This is a genomic window from Salinibacterium sp. TMP30, from assembly GCF_038397785.1.
Lineage (GTDB): Bacteria > Actinomycetota > Actinomycetes > Actinomycetales > Microbacteriaceae > Rhodoglobus.
This window is the reverse complement of the sequence record NZ_CP151642.1, coordinates 543,568-561,933: the sequence shown is the minus strand read 5'-3', so window position 1 is coordinate 561,933 and position 18,366 is coordinate 543,568. Positions and strand designations below refer to the sequence as shown.

Here is an 18,366-nt window from a genome sequence, read left to right as displayed (position 1 = left end):
CAAACTGGGAGTTTGGGCGGGAATACTTGGCGCGCGACCGCGTTGAGTACACTAAGTAAAGTAAAACGTGCTCCGGGGTCGGTGAAATTCCGAACCGGCGGTGATAGTCCGCGACCCGCGACGAAGTGAAAGCTTCGGGACGGTTGACCTGGTGAAATTCCGGGACCGACGGTAATGAAGTCGCAAGGCTTCTCAGTCCGGATGAGAGGAAGCACAGCTTCACAGGTTTCGCGTGCCGAAATTGTGGAGCGGGTTTTTCGAACCCATTTCCCGGAGCCGTCCCACGAGACGAGAGCCGGATGACGACACCAGCACAGCAGGCACAGTACGAGAAGCTGATGCTTCACGCGCTGTCTCTTGCCAGTCACGGCCCCATCACCGGCGGCAACCCGCAGGTCGGTTGCGTGCTCACGGATGACGCCGGCACCATTGTGGCGGAAGGGTGGCATCACGGTACTGGCACTCCTCATGCCGAAGTGGATGCTCTCTCGAAACTCGGAGGCAATGCTGCGGGTCTTACTGCCGTCGTTACGCTTGAACCCTGTAATCACCAGGGCCACACCGGCCCCTGTTCTGAGGCGCTGATCGCTGCGGGTGTGACCCGGGTTGTGTACGCGGTGTCTGACCCGGGCAAGACTTCGGGCGGCGGCAGCCAACGGTTGCGCGATGCCGGTGTCGAGGTCATTGGTGGTGTTGTTGCGGCGGAGGCAGAAGAGTTTTTGCACAGCTGGCTCACGGCAGCGCGGCTACAGCGCCCCCACGTCACGGTGAAGTGGGCGTCGAGTCTTGACGGTCGCGCTGCGGCGGCCGATGGCACCAGCCAGTGGATTACGGGCACTGCTGCCCGTCAGCATGTGCATGAGCAGCGCGCCCGTGCCGATGCGATCGTCGTGGGCACGGGCACTGTGCTCGCCGATGACCCGAGCCTGACCGCGCGGGGAGACGCCGGCGAATTGCTCAAGTGGCAACCGCAGCCGGTGGTGCTGGGGCGGCGCGAGATTCCGGCGGGTGCGCGACTTCGCGAGCACCCCCACGCACTTCAGCAGTTCGACGGTAGCGACCTAAACGCCACACTCACTGAGCTGTTTGAGGCAGGCATCCGGCGCATCTTTATTGAAGGTGGCCCCACCATTGCCAGTGCGTTCATTGCTGCCGGTCTTGCGGATGAACTGCTCATCTACTTGGCCCCAAAACTGCTGGGCGGCCCCAAGGTCGCGCTCGGCGAACTCGGGGTTGCCACCATTGCTGACGCGAAAGAGCTCAGCATCACCGAACTTCGCCCCCTGGGCAACGATGTGCTGATTGTCGCCCGGCCGGCGACCGAAACGATGGTCGCCCGCTCGGCGACAGCGACAGCGACAGCGACAGCGACAGGAGAGTAACCGTGTTTACCGGAATTATTGAAGAGCTCGGCGAGGTTGTCGATTTTGCTGAGACCGCAGACGGCGCCCGACTCACCGTTCGCGCGCGCGGCGCGGTGCTGGATGCCGGCCATGGCGACTCAATCAGCGTGAGCGGTGTGTGCCTCACCGTTGTCGATCAGGGCCCGGACTGGTTTACGGCCGACGTGATGGGTATCACGATCGATATGAGCACCCTCGGCACTGTTGCCGCCGGCGATCACGTCAATATCGAGCGCGCCATGCAGGTCGGTGATCGCCTGGGTGGTCACATCGTGCAGGGTCACATCGATGGCACGAGCACCGTGCTGAGCATCGAGGATGAGGGCAGCTGGCGCGTTCTGCGTTTCAGCCTGACCGAGGAGCTGGCCCCGCTGGTTGCACGCAAGGGGTCGATTGCCGTGCACGGTGTTTCGCTCACGGTGAGTGCTGTGGGCCGCGACTGGTTTGAGGTTTCGCTGATCCCGGAGACCCTCACCGCAACAACGTTGGGGGCGCTCACTGTGGGCGACTCCGTCAATATCGAGACAGACATTCTGGCGCGCCATGTGGCCCGGATGGCTGAGTTCACCGACGCAACTGTACGTCATGAAAGGACCGAGTCATGAGTCTGGCCACTATCCCGGAAGCCATCGAAGAGTTGCGCGCGGGTCGCCCCGTTATCGTCGCCGATGATGAGGGTCGCGAGAACGAGGGCGATGTCATCATCTCGGCCGAACTCGCCAGCCAGGAGTGGATTGCGTGGATGGTGCGCCACTCCTCCGGGTTCATTTGCGCTCCCATGACCAACGAGATCGCCGATGCTTTGGCTCTCCCCCCGATGGTGAGCATCAATGAGGACCCCCGGGGCACGGCCTACACAGTGTCGGTGGATGCCGCGGCACGCCTCAGCACCGGCATCAGTGCCGCCGATCGCGCCCACACCCTGCGGGTGCTCGCCGACCCGCTGTCGATGCCGGCAAGCCTCCACCGTCCAGGCCACATCCTGCCGCTTCGTGCGGTCGATGGCGGTGTTCGTGAGCGTGACGGCCACACCGAGGCATCCGTCGATCTCATGAAACTCGCGGGACTGCGCCCGGTCGCCGCAATTTCGGAGATCGTGCACGACTCTGGTGAGATGATGCGTCTGCCCGACCTGATCAAGTTCGGCGCGCGCGAGGGCGTGCTCGTGATTACCATTGTTGACCTGATGCACTGGCTCGATGAGTACCGGTGCGACACCATTGCTGTACCGATGGAGCCTGTCCCGGAGATGGCTCGGGTGTCATTCGAGGTTGAGACCACAATCCCCACTACGCATGGGTCATTTACGGTGCGCGCGTACCGTGACAACTCCACCGGTGCCGACCATGTTGCCCTCATTTCTCCGGGAACACTCGATCGCATCGGTGATGAACCCACCCTCGTGCGTGTGCATTCGGAGTGCCTAACGGGCGAAGCATTTGGCTCCCTCAAGTGTGAGTGTGGCCCCCAACTCGATGCTGCGCTCGAGACTGTGCAGCGTGACGGTGGTGCCGTTATTTATCTACGTGGCCATGAGGGTCGCGGCATCGGGCTCGTTAACAAGCTGCGGGCGTATCGCCTGCAGGAAGATGGGCTTGACACCCTCGATGCGAATCTGGCCTTGGGCTTGCCTGTCGATTCTCGCGACTATGGTGCCGCTGTTGGCATCCTCAAAGATCTGGGCATTTCGTCGGTACGGTTGCTCAGCAACAACCCGGAGAAGAAGCGTCAGCTTGAGGAGCGGGGGGTGCTCGTCGCCGACCTCGTCCCCTTAGTTGTTGGCATAGGCGCAAACAATGAGGGTTACCTCGAAACTAAGCGTGACCGTATGGGCCACGCTCTTCCGTCCACGGCTGTGCTCACTGAGGCACGCCTGAGCACACAGAGAGGCGCACTATGAGTGGCGCAGGTTCCCCCGAAATTACTACTGATGCCACCGGCCTGAAGGTCACTATCGTTGCCGGTCACTGGCATGAGGAAATCACCAATGGTCTCCTCGCTGGTGCGCACCGGGCGCTTGCTGCGGCCAACGCCACCGTGACCGAGATTCGCGTGCCCGGAAGTTTCGAGTTGCCCGTCGCGAGCAAGGCAGCGCTCGATGCTGGGGCGGATGCCGTGGTTGCGCTTGGCGTAATCATCCGTGGCGGAACACCCCACTTTGAATACGTCTCGGATGCCGCCACCAGCGGCCTCACGCAAGTATCAATCCTCACCGGCAAACCGGTGGGTTTCGGTGTGCTCACGCTTGACGACGAGCAGCAGGGTCTCGACCGCGCCGGGCTTGAGGGCTCAAAAGAAGACAAGGGTGAAGAAGCCGCTAACGCGGCTATCGCGACCGCGGTGCTGTTGCGGCAGATTCGTGGAGAACAGGATCGGGGCATGAAGGCGCGCTCGTGAATGCACCCGAACCACCCGCACCTCGTCGCTTTCCGCGCCGCGTCTATGGTGTCGGCAGCGAGCCGGATGCCCGCTTCAGCTTGGCGAATGAGCGCACTTTTTTGGCGTGGATACGCACCGCCCTCGCGCTGATCGCCGCCGGGGTCGCACTGGAGGCATTCGTGTTACCGATTGCTCCGGGATTCCGACTCGGCGCATCCCTGCTGCTGATTCTGCTGGGCGTCCTCGCGCCTCTCCAAGCGTGGTTCGGCTGGGCGAAGGCCGAACAATCGCTTCGTCTGGGTCGCCCGCTTCCCTCCCCTAACCTTGCTGGCCCCATCGGTGGCGGCGTCGTTGTTGCCGGTCTGCTGCTGGCGATTGGCCTGCTGCTCCAGTGACACGCGCCTTTGATCGCCCCTTTGATGCCGGGCTGCAGGCGGAACGCACCGCCCTCGCCTGGCAGCGCACCGTGCTCTCCTTCGCGATCGCCGCGCTCGTCTCCGCCCGCCTCCTGCTCAACACCGTCAGCGTCGGCAGCTATGCCGTGGCGGCGGCTGGTCTCGTGATGACCGCGGTGCTGTTCTGGGTGGGGCACCGTCGATACCGCACCGTGCATCTGACGCTGGTTCGGGCATCCACTGATCGCATTCGGCTCACCAGCGCTGCGCCCCTATTTCTGTGGGCACTCGCCGTGTTTGTGCTCGCCATTCTGGGTGCGGTGTTTGCACTTCTCGGGGCACTCGCTCCCTAACTCACTGTGTAGCCAACGCCCCCGCAGATACACCGGATGTTGTACGCAGCACCCAGCCAGAAGGCATAGTGTTTTAGAGGCTGATTGCTGATGCCGATGTCGCCGAATGCGTGCGGCACCTTTGCGCTATTTCCTTTTGGGATCAAGAAACCTCATGAGTTCGACTTCACACACGTCAACGCCCCGCCGCGGCCGCTCCGCTTCACGCGACAACCCGGACGACGGCCCCCGCGCCCGGTTCAGCGAACTGCTGCCCTACCTCTTTGAGCACCGCAAGGTTCTCGTGATCGTGATCATCCTGAGCCTGCTCGGTGCTGGCGCGTCGCTCGCGCAGCCGCTACTGGTCAGTCAGGTCATCACGATTGTGGAGGCCAATGAATCGCTCGGCACACTGGTGTGGCTGCTGGTTGGTCTCGTTGTGGCCTCCGGTCTTATCAGTGGTTTTCAGCACTATCTGCTGCAGCGCACCGGTGAGGGCGTCGTGCTCTCCAGTCGTCGCCGTTTAGTGAGCCGGATGCTCAACCTTCCGATCTCAGAGTTCGACCGTCGCCGCACCGGTGACCTTGTCTCCCGCGTGGGCAGTGACACCACGCTGCTGCGTGCCGTGCTCACCCAGGGCCTTGTCGAAGCAATCGGTGGCTCGGTCACTTTCATCGGTGCGCTTATCGCGATGCTCATCATTGACCCCGTGCTGCTCGGCCTCACCGTGCTGGTAATCGCCATTGCGGTAGTGACGGTGACGACTCTGTCGCGCCGCATCCGGGTGGCGAGCCAGAAAGCTCAGCGCAAGGTCGGGGACCTGGCTGCGGCCGTGGAACGCGCAATCTCTGCTGTGCGCACGGTACGAGCATCCAACGCCACCGAGCGTGAGATTAACGCTGTGGAAAAGGATGCCGTTGGCGCCTGGGAGATGGGCATCAGCGTTGCCAAGATTTCTGCGCTCGTTGTTCCGATTGCTGGAATCGCGTTGCAGGTGTCGTTTCTGGTAGTGCTTGGTGTTGGTGGATTCCGTGTTGCCAGCGGTGCAATCACCGTCGCGAACCTGGTGGCGTTCATCCTGTTCCTGTTCCTCATGATCATGCCGCTCGGCCAAGCCTTCGGTGCGGTCACCGCCGTGAACCAGGCGCTGGGTGCTCTCGGTCGCATTCAGGAGATCATCAAACTGCCGAGCGAGCTCGAATCAGATGCCGACGTGGTTGCCGTTGCGAGTATCGAGACGGATGCCGCGATCAGCTTCGACCGGGTCGAGTTCTCCTACCCCCGCGATTCAGTGCTCGTGAAAGTGGAATCAGAGCTCGCCGAACTCAAACATGGTGGTGCTGAAGCGGCCGCCGAAGAAATCGACCTCACCGTTCTGCGCGGCGTCAGCTTCTCGGTGGCTCGCGGCGAACGCACCGCCATCGTTGGCCCCTCGGGCGCCGGCAAGAGCACCATCTTGGCTCTCATCGAGCGCTTCTACGACCCCACCGGTGGAGTTGTGCGATTGGGAGGTGATGACCTTCGCGGCCTCAATCGTGAAGAGTTGCGCGCGCAGATCGGCTACGTCGAACAAGACGCGCCCGTGCTGGCTGGGACCCTCCGCCAGAACCTCCTCATCGGCGCCCCGGATGCCACCGACGAGGAGTGCGTGAACGTGCTCGCCGCCGTCAACCTCACCGCAGTGCTCGAACGCAACCGTGATGGTTTGGATGCCGCCGTCGGCGAAGACGGAGTGATGCTGTCGGGTGGTGAGCGTCAACGTCTCGCCATCGCGCGCACGCTGCTCGCCGCTCCCCCCATTCTGCTTCTCGATGAATCGACCTCCAGCTTGGACGGACTCAACGAGCAAATGCTCCGCGAAGCCATCGACGCTGTGGCCGAAAACCGCACCCTCATTGTGATCGCGCACCGTCTCTCGACCGTTGTCGACTCTGACCAGATCGTCGTACTCGACAAGGGAGCGGTAGTGGGCGTTGGAACGCACTCCGAACTCGTGAAGTCGACCCCGCTCTATAAAGAGCTCGCCAAGCACCAGCTGCTGGTTTAGGCGGCAGCTGCTCGTTTACCACCGGCCGCTAGTCGACCGCGAGCGCGAACATCGCGACCGCCGCTGTCGCGGCAACGTTGAGCGAGTCGATGCCGTGGCGCATCGGGATCTGCACGATCGTGTCCGCAGCCTCGATTGCCTCGCGAGTGAGGCCGTGGCCTTCGGTGCCGAGCACTAGCGCAACTCGCTCGGGAGCATCAGCTGCATAGTCGCGCAGTGACACCGCACCGTCTTCGAGAGCAAGTGCGGCAATCTGAAATCCGGATGCCGTGAGCAGCGCGCGAGTGTCGGTCCAGTTGCCGATGCGGGTCCACGGCACCTGCAGCACGGTTCCCATCGAGACACGGATCGCGCGGCGGTAAAACGGGTCAGAGCACTGCTCGGTGACGAGCACCGCATCCGCCCCGATGCCGGCGACCGACCGAAAGATGGCACCAACATTGGTGGGGTCAACAACGTTCTCCAGAATGACGATGCGGCGAGCATCCGCAATCAGAGTTTCAGGGGTGGGCAGCGGCGGCCGATGCATCGACGCGATCACACCACGGTGCAGCTCGTAGCCGGTCAGTTTGGCCAGCAACGCACCATCGCCGGTGAAGATAGGCACGTCGTCGCCCACGAGTTCGACAATCTCGTCGACGGAGGTGTCGAGAGCCACAACCGAACGCACACGGTGACCGGAGCGCAGTGCCCGCCGGAGCACGAGCGCAGACTCGGCAAGGTAGAGCCCATGTTCGGTGCCTTGCGCTTTACGCAGGGCGACATCGGTCTGGTGGGAATAGTCGGCGAGACGCGGATCGCTGAGCTCAGCGACAGGGATGACGGGCACGCTAGATTGCTCGCGAGACGCGGATGAGAATCACGGTGCGGCCGTCGGCGCGTTGCCCACTGGCTGCTTCGAAGCCGGGACCGGTAACCGATTCGACGCCCTCATACAGCACCAGATTGTCGAGCATGAGCGCATCAACCTCGGAGGCCCACGGCAGTGACGGTGACACTCGATAGTCGACGCTGCGGAGAGGGTCCGTATCACCGTCGGCAAGCACAACCGTGGCAAAGAGCAACCCGCTGCTCTCAACCTGGGCGTATTGGGCGTCATCGATCGTGGCAGACGCCGGCAAGTCGATCGCGGAGAACTGGGCGATTTGCTCAACCGTGAGGTCGTTACAGGGCCCCGCCGATGCGTCACACATGCCCGCCCGATCGGGCCAAATCATGGTGAGTAGTGCAGCACCACCAGCCACAGAAACGCCGACCAACAGCCCTAAACCAATGAGCAGGGCAAGCAGACGCAGGCCCAAATTTTTGCTCGGGGGCAGCACCTCAGATTCGGCGATGAAGCCGGGGAGCCTCAGCTCGTCAACCTCACTCATCGCCGGGCACAAGCGTGATGCCGGCCTTTGTCATCGTTTCGAGCGCGGCTGCACTCGACTCGGGTGCGACGCCGGCAATCAGATCGGTGAGTACCGTCACGGTTCTGCCGGTGGCAACCGCATCCATTGCAGATGCCAGCACGCAGTAGTCGGTGGCAAGACCCGCAATGTCGATGCGTTCGATTTCGAGACGATCAAGCAGCGCAGGCACAGCTTCCCCGTCATCGGTGATTCCGTCAAAGATCGAATACGCGGGAACCCCCTGGCCCTTGAGCACATGGGTGCCGATCTGCTGAGTGTTGAGCGCCGCATGATATTCCGCGCCATAGGTGTCGGCCACACAGTGAACGGGCCACGTATCAACAAAGTTGGGTTCGGCGTCCGTCGCAAAGTGGCCACCGTTGTCGTTGTGAGCATCGTGCCAGTCGCGGGAGGCAATGATCACGCAGTAGTGGTCCGCATTTGCCCACAGAAAGTTGGTGATATTCGCTGCGACGGCAGCACCACCTGCAACACCGAGAGCGCCACCCTCAGTGAAGTCATTTTGAACGTCGATGATGAACAGTGCAGCAACCACGACCCAAGTGTAGAGCGGTCTGTCTAGTAGTTGCTGAGATTATTGCCACACGCAAAGACACCGGCCACAAGGTTGTCGATCGCGGTGCGCGCATCCTGCGAAATTCCTTCACCAATTGCGTAAAAAGCGAAAGCAAGTTCAGTACCATCTTGGGTATTCACGACTCCTCCGAGGGAGTGTTCTTGATTGGTCCACCCCGATTTTGCCGCAAGCTGCCCGGATGCCACAGCAGCATCACCCTCGAAGCGGTTGTAGAGGTCGCCACTCTCGCCCCCGATCGGAAGCATCGCAACGGCAGCGGCGATCGCGCCGGCGCCTGAGGCACCCTCAGACATGAACTGTGCAACGAACAGCGGCGGAACCTGGTTCTTGGGGCTGAGGCCCGACCCGTCGGTGATGGTGATTGTTCCGCCCTCCGTGAGCCCTGCATCCGTCAGCGCACTAGGAATTGCTTGACTCAGAGAAGCCGCTGAACCGTTGAGACCAAACTTCTTGGAGACAAGGCGCGCCAAAGATTCGGCAAGCGAGTCGTCACCACTGACCAGCATCTGTTCCACGAGGATGCTCACCGGTTGCGACTTCACCTCGGCCAATACTGTGCTGCCGACTGCTGCACCGAGGGAGAAGCTGACAGCGGGCAGGCCGGCAGCCTGCGCGAATGCTTCTCCCGCAGACTGCACAGGGTCGGTGCCACGCGGACTGATCGCGATAGTCGGGTCGGCACGGTCGCCATTGATCATGAGGGCGGTCACCGAGGAATGATAGCCACCGGTGCGTTCGCGCTCGGGCCAGTTCGAATCCCAGGCATCGCTGGTGCTCCAGAGTGTGGAGTCCAACACAATCTGGGTGATGGGAACACCGGGATGGAGTTCTTCATAGCGTGTCATCGCCTGCGAAGCGAGGCTCGATATCTGTGGGGAATCACGGTAGAACGAAGCGTTTGTGGTTGCGAGCGTCGGATCGCCACCGCCGACAAGCACGATCGATCCGGGCGTTGAACCGTCAATCACTTTTGTGCTGATGCGTGTGTCTGGGCCGAGAGCTTGAAGCGCGGCAGCACCGGTGAGCGCGGTAACGATGTGGGCGGGGCTTGCCGGTTGATCTGCTGAACGGTTCCACAGCACGTCGCCTGTAGCGACATCCGTCACTACACCAACCAAAGAGGGGAACGCTGCGACGGAGGCAAGATTTTCTACCGAACACGTGCGCACAGACACGGCGGCGGGGGTAGCATCCGGTTGGCTCCGCCGCTCAGCAGTGACTTCGTCTGGGGTGACATCATCTGCCGAGTTAGCGGAGCCAACCGAAATTCCGGCGAAAACTGCGGCTACTGCCAGCAGTACAAACACGACAGCCGCAACTACCACCGCGACTGCGGTGGGGTGTTTGGCTACCAGCGCTCGTATTCCGCCCGGTGCGTTCGGCTCACTGTCAGCTGATTCGGTCACCCGGTTATAGTACCCGGATGCCCGAGATCAGCGCCTGCATGTGTGGCCTAGCACCAAGTCCACCGCGCTGCTGCACGGGTGAAGCCGTACGGTTCGTCGATACCTCCATGGGTCATGGCGAAGGCGATGCACGCCCCGCCGATACTGGCACCCGGGCGGTATAGGGATGCGCGATGCGCTCCCGATTCCCACCATTTAGACGCAACGGTCGCACCGCTGTTGCCGGAGCCACCGGCAAGGTTGCCATCGCAACCCCACGCCGGAACGCCGTCAGAGCGCGCTGTGCCGTTGTGACCCCAACCGTCTAGAGGGTTTGAACTGGGTGATTCGGCCATCCAGAACAGGCGATCTTCCATGCACGAGTCATACCGGAAGTTCGACAGCGGAATTGGCTGCAAACAGTTGGAAACGCGGATCGAGTTGTACGCGTAGGCGAAAGAGGAGAGGTCGCCCGATGTGGTTCCGGGTACTCCCTGCGCTGAGCTGCGACTGGGTGCACCAGAGACACCACCACCGACGTTGCCCGGGCAGGACTGGCCGGCTGCTGCGTAGGCCGCACGAATCTGCGCGACGGATGCACTGCCACCGCCAACGGGCGCAACAACGATGGGCTTCGGCTTCGGCACCGCCTTCTGCGCGAGGTGCTCGGAGTCGATCGTGAGTGCCTTGGCTTGTGCCGCGAGTTCTGCGGCGAGTGATACTTCGGTGATTCGTTCAACACTCGCGATTGCGACAGCCGTCGTTGATTGTTCGATCGGGCCTGTAGCCGTGGATGCGAACAGCGGTGAACGTGCCACCGAGTTTGCGGTGGCGATGTCAGTGAGACCCGGTCCGCCTCCCCCGACGAAAGGAACTACCCCCACCAGTACGACGGTAAATGCCGCCGTTAAGAACGGAACTCTCCCCATGAAAAATCGCCCCCCAGACGAATGATCGGACGCGGTTCCCCCTGCGTCCTAAGCCCAAAACTAGGTGTGAAGTCACAGGTGCGCAAGAGAAAAAGCCCGGAAACATGCGGAAATACCCGTTAAAGGGGGGTCTGGGTGACGGGTCTATCCGCTCTTTGGGGGACAGGGGCGTGGCCCGGTTTTGCGGATTGGCGCCTAGGCCCAGCTAGGCAGGAGCTGATCCGTCGTCACCGAGGTGCTGCCACAGTTCGCGCTGCGCCATGAGGGCCAGTTCCCGAATTAGGGGCTCATTTATATCGCCGCGTCGGCGACGGGGTTGAGTGTCTATGACACAGAGAGCGCCGATCCGTTCACCTGAGGGTGATTCTATGGGGAATCCTGCGTAGAAGCGGATGCGTGGGCCTGCCGTGACCAGCGGGTTGTCGCGAAACCGTGCGTCCGCGAGCGTGTCAGGGATGACGAGGACGTCCCCAAATTGGATCGTGGTGTCGCACAAAGAGAGGTGGCGGGGCACTTCCCCCAAATTCGGACCGGAATGGGCGAGATTCCATTGAAAGTCAGGGCCGAGGACGGTGAGAAGCGCCGTCTGCGTGTGAAAAGCCCTGTTGGCCATGGATGTAATCCTGTCAAGGATTAGGCCGAGGTCCTTGTGCAGAGCAGCGCGATAGAGGTGGTCGACAGCGTGCTGACGCTTCTCCTCATCCCCCGGTGCCGGTGCGCCATTTTCGCGCGCATCACGTGGGCCACCGACAAGGTGGGGCACCATCTGATGGGCCAGCTGTGACGCCCACCGCGTATATTCGTGTGCCGTACGGTGTCGGCTATTCTTCACCGAATAATCGTGCGCCGAAGCAGCCAGCAGGGGCAGGTACACGGTTCGGGGCTCAAGAGAAGTCAGATTCAGAGTCACTTGATTGAGCCGGCGGGCGTGAGTATCGGCCGCGGCACTGACTCTGGCGCTGAAGAGGGGGATGGAATGGATCGGGGGGATGCCCACTATGAAGAGAGGCGATTCCGCTGGAAAATTAGTTTTGAGGCCCGCCACCATTTCGCGCAACCGCATACCCCACTCAGCGGGAGGGGTAAGGGACAGGGCGTCGTTCACTCCGACCGTGACGACAACGGCATCATAGCGATCACCGGAAACAGATTCCACTGCGGCAACAACGCCCGCCGGGGTCAGGCTTGGGTCCGCAATGACATCCACCGTGCAGCCGAAACCGGTGAGATCCGACAGCGCTCGTGCGAGGGCACCGGGCAGGCCCAGCTCATGGCTGGTGACTCCCCAACCAACCGCCGGTCCAGACCCCACCACGAGAAGGCGTTGGCTGTTCACGCCTCGGGCGTGCCCGCTCGGGTGGTCGGAGGGTCGCGGAAGGTCCTGGGTGCGCCTCTCCCCTGCTGCCACACCTGCGCGCATAACTGACGCGGATACCCATCTCCGCACGGCACCCCTGGTTGAGTTAACCGCGTCGGGGGTCTGCGTCTTGGTATTCTCGGAGGCTTCGATCGAGGCCGGGGGGCCGGGATCGGTTGCAGCTCGATGGAGGAGTTTTTTGCGCATAAAAAGTACTGCTCTTCAGTTCGGCAGCCCGGCTGACCCTTATGGGGTCCCGTGGCTTTGCGTCGCCGGCTCACGCCGGTTATGCCATTTCGGTGAGAGAGAACGCGGCCCTCTCTGTGGAGTCGAGCCGCGGTCGCGTGTCATTGGTTAACTCAATCCTAAGCAGACCGGACGGGTGCCGCCTACCGCGTCAACGACCCCCGTTCGGGCGTGCAACCCTCAAGAAGAGTCAGGGTTCGTACTCGATGATCTTGCTCTCCAGTTCATGCGCCACGTCTCTTACCAGGGCTTCGCCGCGCCCAGCTGGGAAGCGCAGGCTCATACTCACGCCGCCCTGGTCGATGGGCATGAGCGTTTCGAGACCGAGATCCGCGAGTGCACAAGGTTTCAGCGAGGGAACGGAGCCCTTGGCTGCCCCGTTAGGGAACGCCTACCACCCAACCGGATGACCGTCTTCCCTTCGTTAAAGGGAGGCACTGTCGTGAGTCCGAGTTCGTCAACGAGCTCATCCATTTGATCCTGCGTGAGGCCGATCGTCTGCCCGGTTGCCGAAGTAGTGACCATGGCTTCATTGTTGCTTCACGGCCCGTCAGCGGCAAGCTCACTGGGCTTCTACCCGCCCCTTGCGAGGCACCTGCGCCCGCCGCAACTCACGCTCAGCGTCGGCTGCGGCCGCCTCCTCTGGGGTCGGGGCCGTGCCCCCGAGGTGACGCGGCTGCCACCACTGGCCAGCGCCCTTGAGCGGGTAAGCCTGTTGCGCTTTCTCAAGAAGACTTTCCATGGCCGCCTTCAGTCGCGCCGTGGCTGCCGTCGCGTCATCCGCCGCCGTCACCGTGATTGGCTCGCCGACGACCATCATGATGGGCACGCCAACGCGCTCACGCAACGAGATTTTGCGGTTCTTGGTCATGAGGCGTTGCCCGCCCCACAAGGCCAGCGGAATGAGTGGCACTCCGGCTTCTGCCGCCAAGCGCACAGCACCGGTCTTGAAGTCGCGAATGGTGAACGACGCGCTCACCCCGGCTTCGGGAAATACCCCAATCAGCTCACCCGACTTCAGGGCCGTGACGGCGGCAGCGTAGGCGCTGGCTCCCGCCTTCATATCGACAGGGATGTGCTTCATATTGCGCATGAACGAACCGACCACTCGCTTCTGGAACACGCTCTTCTTCGCCATGAAACGGATGCGGCGGCGGTTGTGGAGCCACGTCGCCCACTCGACAAGGGCAAATTCTAGGTACCCAAAGTGGGTCATGGCGATCACGGCCCCACCCTCGTTGGGTAAGTGCTCGGCCCCGATGATGGTACGGCGCACCCGTAGGGCACCGAACATGGCGCGACCGGCACCGATCGCTGCGGTGTAGATCGGCTCGTTGCGGTACTTCATGATCTCAGTTTAAGAGACTGGCATGGGAGTTTGCCGCTGAATGGAGCCGCCTGTCAGAATCGAACTGACGACCTTCTCATTACGAGTGAGATGCTCTACCGACTGAGCTAAGGCGGCCGGCCACATTTGCATGAGGCACAGCAAGAAAGCTTAGCCGAAGTTTTCGGGTTCGCTCACCCCCGCCGCGAACGTGAGTCTAGGCACCACAGTTGGGGTCGGCATCCGGCACCGTTCCGCTGACAAAATAGTTGTCGACAGCATCATCTACACAGGTCACTCCACCGTTATAAGCGGTGTGACCTTCGCCGTTGTAGGTGATGAGTTGCGCGCTCTGCAGCTGCTTGCTCAACGCAACACCCCACTCGTAGGGGGTCGCCGGGTCGCCAGTGGTCGAGACGATCAACACAGGGGGAGCACCCTCACCGGTTAGTTCAGTAATGCCGGGCCCGATGTACTGGTACGGCCAATTCACGCACGTGAGGTCACCGGTCGGAGGGAAGTCTCGGTAGGTCGTCGGTGACGCCTCACGCATGAGCTCCTGCTGCTTCACCAACACAGCCGGGTCAGCTTCTACCGGATAGTCGACACAATAGATCGCGATAAATGCCTCTAGCGAGTTGTCAGTGTAGGTTCCATCAACGTCGCGACTGTAGTAGAAATCAGCCAGGAAGAACGCGGTCTCCGTCTCGTCGACAGCAGCCTCCGAGAAGAGGTCATTGAGAAACTGCCACGACTCCTGAGAATAGAGGGCCGTACTCATCGCAATATCGATGACACCGGCATCCATCATGCGGCCATCGGGGGCAGCCACCGGGGTCGCGTCATAGCGATCATAAAGTTCGCGGATGGTCGTCAGTGCGTCATCCACACCGCCCGTGAACGGACAGTCATCGAACAATGTGGGGCACGCCGCCAAGTAGTTTTCGAGTGCGCGCTGGAACCCCGCCGTCTGCACACGGCCCACCTCAAACACCGAAATCGACGAGTCCGTCGCACCATCGAGCACAATGCGGCCCACGTTCTGGGGAAAGTTCTCGATGTAATACGAACCAATATCACTGCCATACGAATAGCCCAAGTACTGCAGCTTCTCGTCGCCAACAATCGCGCGCAACATGTCAAGATCGTGGACCGTGCTCTGCGTATCGATGAATTGCAAGACAGGCCCAGTGTTCGTGAAGCACGCCTCACCGAACCCGATCGCAGCATCTTCGCTCTCCGCAAGCCACGCATCGCTGCCGATCGGCGCATCCGGAATCCCGAAAATGAACTCGTCAAGGCCCTCATCGTCGAGGCACGTCACCGGCGTCGAACGGCCAACACCGCGAGGATCCCACCCGATGACGTCATAGTTCTCCCGTAGAGTCTCACTCACCGCAAAATCGACATCGTCATGCACGAGGTCATACCCGGAAGCGCCCGGACCACCCGGATTCACAAACAGCGACCCCAAGCTTTCGCCGGTTGCCGTATGACGAGCCAACGCAAGAGTGATATCCGTCTGCGGCGTCGGGTTCGCCCAATCCATTGGCGCAGTCGCCTCAGCGCACTGCGCACCATCGCCACAGTCAACCCAAGTGAGCACCTGCTCGTAATACGGGGCAAGCTCAGCTGACACCGATTCACCGGTCGGTTCAGATCGATCGCCGAACAACCCCAGAATGTTCACGCAACCGCTTAACAGCACGGTCAGCGCGAGGGCAGGCACCACCAGATAGAGTCTGCGCGCGTGGGTTCTGGGGGCGGAGTGGACGGAGTTCACGGCCCGAGCCTAGCGGTTAACAGTTCGGGTCAGCGCCCGGAACCACGCCCTTCAGCAGAAAGTCTTCCACCGCCGTATTTACGCACGCATTCGACTTGTTGTACGCCGTGTGACCCTCACCGTTATACGTGATGAGGTGCCCGCTATCCAGATTGTCGGCCACCTTCTGAGCCCACTCATAGGGAGTCGCGGGGTCATTCGTCGTGCCGATCACCAGCATGTCGGCAGCGCCCGGGGCCGCGATCGCCACCCGCTCGCGCTTCGCCTCTACCGGCCAGTTAGCGCAACCGGGTTCGCCATACGACATCTGCGGACCAAATATCGGAGCCGCGACCGCAAGCTTGGCAGCCTGCTCACGCATCCGGTCGTTGTCCGCCGGCTGTCGAGCATCCAAACAATTGATCGCAATGAACGCTTCAGTCTGGTTCTCAAGATACGCACCATCCGGCCCACGGCCGTTATAGCTGTCAGCGAGATCGAATGCGATGCTTGCGTCGCCCTGCAACACCGTGGTGAAAAGTTGCCGCAGGTACGCCCAATTGTCTTGGCTATACAGGGGCAGGATGATCGCCGTGAACATCGTCGCGCTGCCCAGTTTGCGGCCATCAGCATTGCCGAGGGGGCTCTGATCGAGACGATCCAACAACGTGCGAATCAGGGTGCGCGACTGCTCGGTCGATCCAGTGAAAGGGCAATCGCTCGCGCCAGCACAGTCCACCAAAAACGCATTCAGCGCACGCTCAAACCCCTGGGCTTGAGCCTTCGTCGCCTCAAATTCGGATGCCGCGGGGTCGACCGCACCGTCAAGCACAAGCCTTCCCGTCTTCTCCGGGAACAACTCCGCATACACCTGCCCCAGCAACGTTCCATAGGAGTAACCCAGGTAGTTCAGCGTCGTGTCCCCCAGAGCAGCCCGAAGCATATCCAGGTCGCGTGCAGCGCTCGGAGTGTCAACGAAGCCCAAAAATGGGCCCGTTTCGTCGAGGCATCGCTGAGCGAACTGGGCGGACACTTCCGTGGCGGCAGCAATCCACTCGTCGGTACCCTTCTCCCCCGGTGTAATCCCATAAATGTACTCGTCGAGCTCCGCCGGATCGGAATAACACGACACCGGCGTGGAACGGTTCACCCCACGAGGATCAAAACCAACCACATCAAACTGTGACTGCAGGGCCTCACTCGTGGCGTAATCCACGCTATCCGCGACAAAATCGAAACCGGAACCACCGGGACCACCCGGGTTCACCAGCAGCGAACCGATGCGGTCATTGCCGCGCGCAGTCTGGCGAACGAGCGCCAGCTCGATTGTGTCACCATCGGGGTTCTCCCAATCGACCGGTGCAATCGCCGTGGAGCACTGCACAGCGTCGCCACAGTTCGCCCACTCCAACACCTGCTGGTAGAAACGCTCAAGCCCCGGAGCCACCGCTTCACCGGTGGGCGTCGACGTCATGCTGGATGCCGACGGCATGAACCACGAAACACAACCGCTAAGCAGCAGAGAGACAGCAAGCGCGGCTGAGGTCACGCCGAAGAGACGACCGCGCGTGCGGCCGGCGCGGCTGGCAGAGCGGTGCATGCGGGCTGCGATGGCTCGGACAGCGCGGCGGGTGCGGCTCATACGCCGCGTCCCGAAACAACAACTTTCACGAGCATCGCTTCAAGCGCAAGCGCAGGAGCAACGTTGCTCTCGATGCGGCGGCGCGCTTCAGCAATGCCATCCATGATTGCCAGCGTCGCGACCGGTGTTGTGCGGGCGGCGACAGCATTGATGTTGTTGAGAATGCTGAGGTTAATGAGTTCTCCCGGAGCGCCAATCTGAGTTAACAAAATGTCTCGGTACAACGAGAGGAGATCAACCATGATGCGGTCGATCCCGTCGCGCAGCCCCCGGGTCGCGCGCCGTTTTTGGTCCTCTTCCATCGCTTTCAGCTGGGCCCGCAACGCCGGCGGGATGGTTCCGCCGGGGGCGACCCCGAGCGAGCGCAGCGCAGCTTCGCGTTCCTGGGCGTCCCGTTCTTCGGTGAGGGCTGTGGCATCCGCTTTCGACAGATCAAGCAGAGTCGTGGCTGCGATTACGGCGTCAGCGACGGTGCGGATCTCCAAAACTGTGGTGAGCGTGCGTTCGCGTCGTTCGCGGGCATCCGCATTGGTGGCCAGGCGGTGCGCCATGCCGATGTGGCTTTGAGCTTCGCGCGCGGCACGCAAGGCAATATCGGGGGCAACACCATCGCGGTCTTGCAAGAGTTGAGCAACATCGGCGATCGCTGGGGTGCGAAGTCGCACGCAACGCACGCGCGATCGGATGGTGGGGATGAGGTCTGCTTCGCTGGGGGCGCACAGGATCCAGACGGTGCGGGGCGGCGGCTCTTCGAGCGCTTTGAGGAGTACGTTCGAGGTGCGTTCGGCCATTCGGTCAGCGTCTTCGATGATCATGACGCGGTAGTGGCCAACAGAGGGAGAAAATTGTGACGACGAAACGAGCTTGCGCACTTCGTCGATTGAGATGATGACGCGTTCAGTGCTGAGCACACCCAGATCTGGGTGCGTACGAGCCATAACCTGCTTGAACACGGACTCTTCTGTTTCGTCACCGCGAGTGCCGAGCAGGGCTGCAGCAAAGGCGTAGGCAATGTTCGAACGGCCAGAACCGGGGGGACCCGTGATGAGCCACGAGTGGGTCATCGACGATTCGTCGGTGCTCCCCAATGCCGACGATGACGCGGCAGCCTCGAGAATGGCGATCGCCTCAGCTTGGCCGGTTAGGCCCTCCCACAACGACATGCGTTCA

At 61.7% G+C, this 18,366-nt stretch carries 18 protein-coding genes, 1 tRNA gene and 2 riboswitches; of the genes, 7 read left to right on the top strand and 12 right to left on the bottom strand.

Annotation, left to right across the window (positions count from 1 at the left end; translation table 11 throughout):
* The first annotated feature begins 65 nt into the window (after positions 1-65).
* Positions 66-217, top strand: a riboswitch (FMN riboswitch).
* A gap of 82 nt (positions 218-299) precedes the next feature.
* The 7 genes from ribD (at position 300) to AADH44_RS02735 (ending at position 6,556) form a co-directional block, all read left to right on the top strand.
* Positions 300-1,382 carry a bifunctional diaminohydroxyphosphoribosylaminopyrimidine deaminase/5-amino-6-(5-phosphoribosylamino)uracil reductase RibD gene (gene ribD / locus AADH44_RS02765; RefSeq protein WP_341953951.1) on the top strand — a complete coding sequence of 361 codons (1,083 nt, stop codon included), beginning with the start codon at positions 300-302 and terminating at the stop codon, positions 1,380-1,382.
* A gap of 2 nt (positions 1,383-1,384) precedes the next feature.
* Positions 1,385-2,008 carry a riboflavin synthase gene (locus AADH44_RS02760; RefSeq protein WP_341953949.1) on the top strand — a complete coding sequence of 208 codons (624 nt, stop codon included), beginning with the start codon at positions 1,385-1,387 and terminating at the stop codon, positions 2,006-2,008.
* A complete protein-coding gene (gene ribB / locus AADH44_RS02755) occupies positions 2,005-3,303 on the top strand; it encodes a 3,4-dihydroxy-2-butanone-4-phosphate synthase (RefSeq protein WP_341953948.1) in 1,299 nt (432 codons plus the stop codon). The genes AADH44_RS02760 and ribB overlap by 4 nt, the downstream gene beginning before the upstream one ends.
* Positions 3,300-3,800, top strand: a complete 501-nt coding sequence (gene ribH, locus AADH44_RS02750) for a 6,7-dimethyl-8-ribityllumazine synthase (protein ID WP_341953946.1) — start codon at positions 3,300-3,302, stop codon at positions 3,798-3,800. The genes ribB and ribH overlap by 4 nt, the downstream gene beginning before the upstream one ends.
* A complete protein-coding gene (locus AADH44_RS02745) occupies positions 3,797-4,177 on the top strand; it encodes a DUF202 domain-containing protein (protein WP_341953944.1) in 381 nt (126 codons plus the stop codon). Before ribH ends, AADH44_RS02745 begins: the two co-directional genes overlap by 4 nt.
* Positions 4,174-4,530 (top strand): DUF202 domain-containing protein, encoded by a 357-nt coding sequence (locus tag AADH44_RS02740; RefSeq protein ID WP_341953943.1) that lies wholly within the window; start codon positions 4,174-4,176, stop codon positions 4,528-4,530. Before AADH44_RS02745 ends, AADH44_RS02740 begins: the two co-directional genes overlap by 4 nt.
* A gap of 154 nt (positions 4,531-4,684) precedes the next feature.
* A complete protein-coding gene (locus AADH44_RS02735; RefSeq protein WP_341953942.1) occupies positions 4,685-6,556 on the top strand; it encodes an ABC transporter ATP-binding protein in 1,872 nt (623 codons plus the stop codon).
* Positions 6,557-6,584: 28 nt separating this feature from the next.
* On the opposite strand, the gene AADH44_RS02730 is transcribed toward AADH44_RS02735, so the two are convergent.
* The 12 genes from AADH44_RS02730 to AADH44_RS02675 form a co-directional block, all read right to left on the bottom strand.
* A complete protein-coding gene (locus AADH44_RS02730) occupies positions 6,585-7,385 on the bottom strand; it encodes an RNA methyltransferase (RefSeq protein ID WP_341953940.1) in 801 nt (266 codons plus the stop codon).
* Between the two features lies 1 nt (position 7,386).
* Entirely contained in the window at positions 7,387-7,929 is a 543-nt protein-coding gene (locus tag AADH44_RS02725) for a hypothetical protein (protein WP_341953938.1), read from the bottom strand.
* Entirely contained in the window at positions 7,922-8,506 is a 585-nt protein-coding gene (locus AADH44_RS02720; RefSeq protein ID WP_341953936.1) for an isochorismatase family protein, read from the bottom strand. Before AADH44_RS02720 ends, AADH44_RS02725 begins: the two co-directional genes overlap by 8 nt.
* 23 nt (positions 8,507-8,529) lie before the next feature.
* Positions 8,530-9,954: a D-alanyl-D-alanine carboxypeptidase gene (locus AADH44_RS02715; protein WP_341953934.1), complete on the bottom strand. Its 1,425-nt coding sequence runs from the start codon at positions 9,952-9,954 to the stop codon at positions 8,530-8,532.
* A 47-nt stretch (positions 9,955-10,001) separates the two neighbouring features.
* Complete coding sequence (locus tag AADH44_RS02710; RefSeq protein WP_341953932.1) at positions 10,002-10,862, bottom strand: hypothetical protein; 861 nt, start codon at positions 10,860-10,862, stop codon at positions 10,002-10,004.
* Positions 10,863-11,067: 205 nt separating this feature from the next.
* Complete coding sequence (locus AADH44_RS02705; RefSeq protein WP_341953930.1) at positions 11,068-12,198, bottom strand: GAF domain-containing protein; 1,131 nt, start codon at positions 12,196-12,198, stop codon at positions 11,068-11,070.
* Positions 12,199-12,445: 247 nt separating this feature from the next.
* Positions 12,446-12,522: riboswitch (cyclic di-GMP riboswitch) on the bottom strand.
* 291 nt (positions 12,523-12,813) lie between these two features.
* Complete coding sequence (locus tag AADH44_RS02700; protein WP_341953928.1) at positions 12,814-12,990, bottom strand: hypothetical protein; 177 nt, start codon at positions 12,988-12,990, stop codon at positions 12,814-12,816.
* Between the two features lie 37 nt (positions 12,991-13,027).
* Positions 13,028-13,813, bottom strand: coding sequence for a lysophospholipid acyltransferase family protein (locus AADH44_RS02695; RefSeq protein WP_341953926.1), 786 nt, complete (start codon positions 13,811-13,813; stop codon positions 13,028-13,030).
* A gap of 41 nt (positions 13,814-13,854) precedes the next feature.
* Positions 13,855-13,930, bottom strand: a tRNA-Thr gene (locus tag AADH44_RS02690).
* Between the two features lie 79 nt (positions 13,931-14,009).
* A complete protein-coding gene (locus AADH44_RS02685; protein WP_341953924.1) occupies positions 14,010-15,575 on the bottom strand; it encodes an alpha/beta hydrolase in 1,566 nt (521 codons plus the stop codon).
* A gap of 16 nt (positions 15,576-15,591) precedes the next feature.
* Positions 15,592-17,196, bottom strand: coding sequence for an alpha/beta hydrolase (locus AADH44_RS02680; RefSeq protein ID WP_341953923.1), 1,605 nt, complete (start codon positions 17,194-17,196; stop codon positions 15,592-15,594).
* Complete coding sequence (locus AADH44_RS02675) at positions 17,193-18,359, bottom strand: DNA polymerase III subunit delta' (protein WP_341953920.1); 1,167 nt, start codon at positions 18,357-18,359, stop codon at positions 17,193-17,195. The genes AADH44_RS02680 and AADH44_RS02675 overlap by 4 nt, the downstream gene beginning before the upstream one ends.
* Between the last annotated feature and the right edge of the window lie 7 nt (positions 18,360-18,366).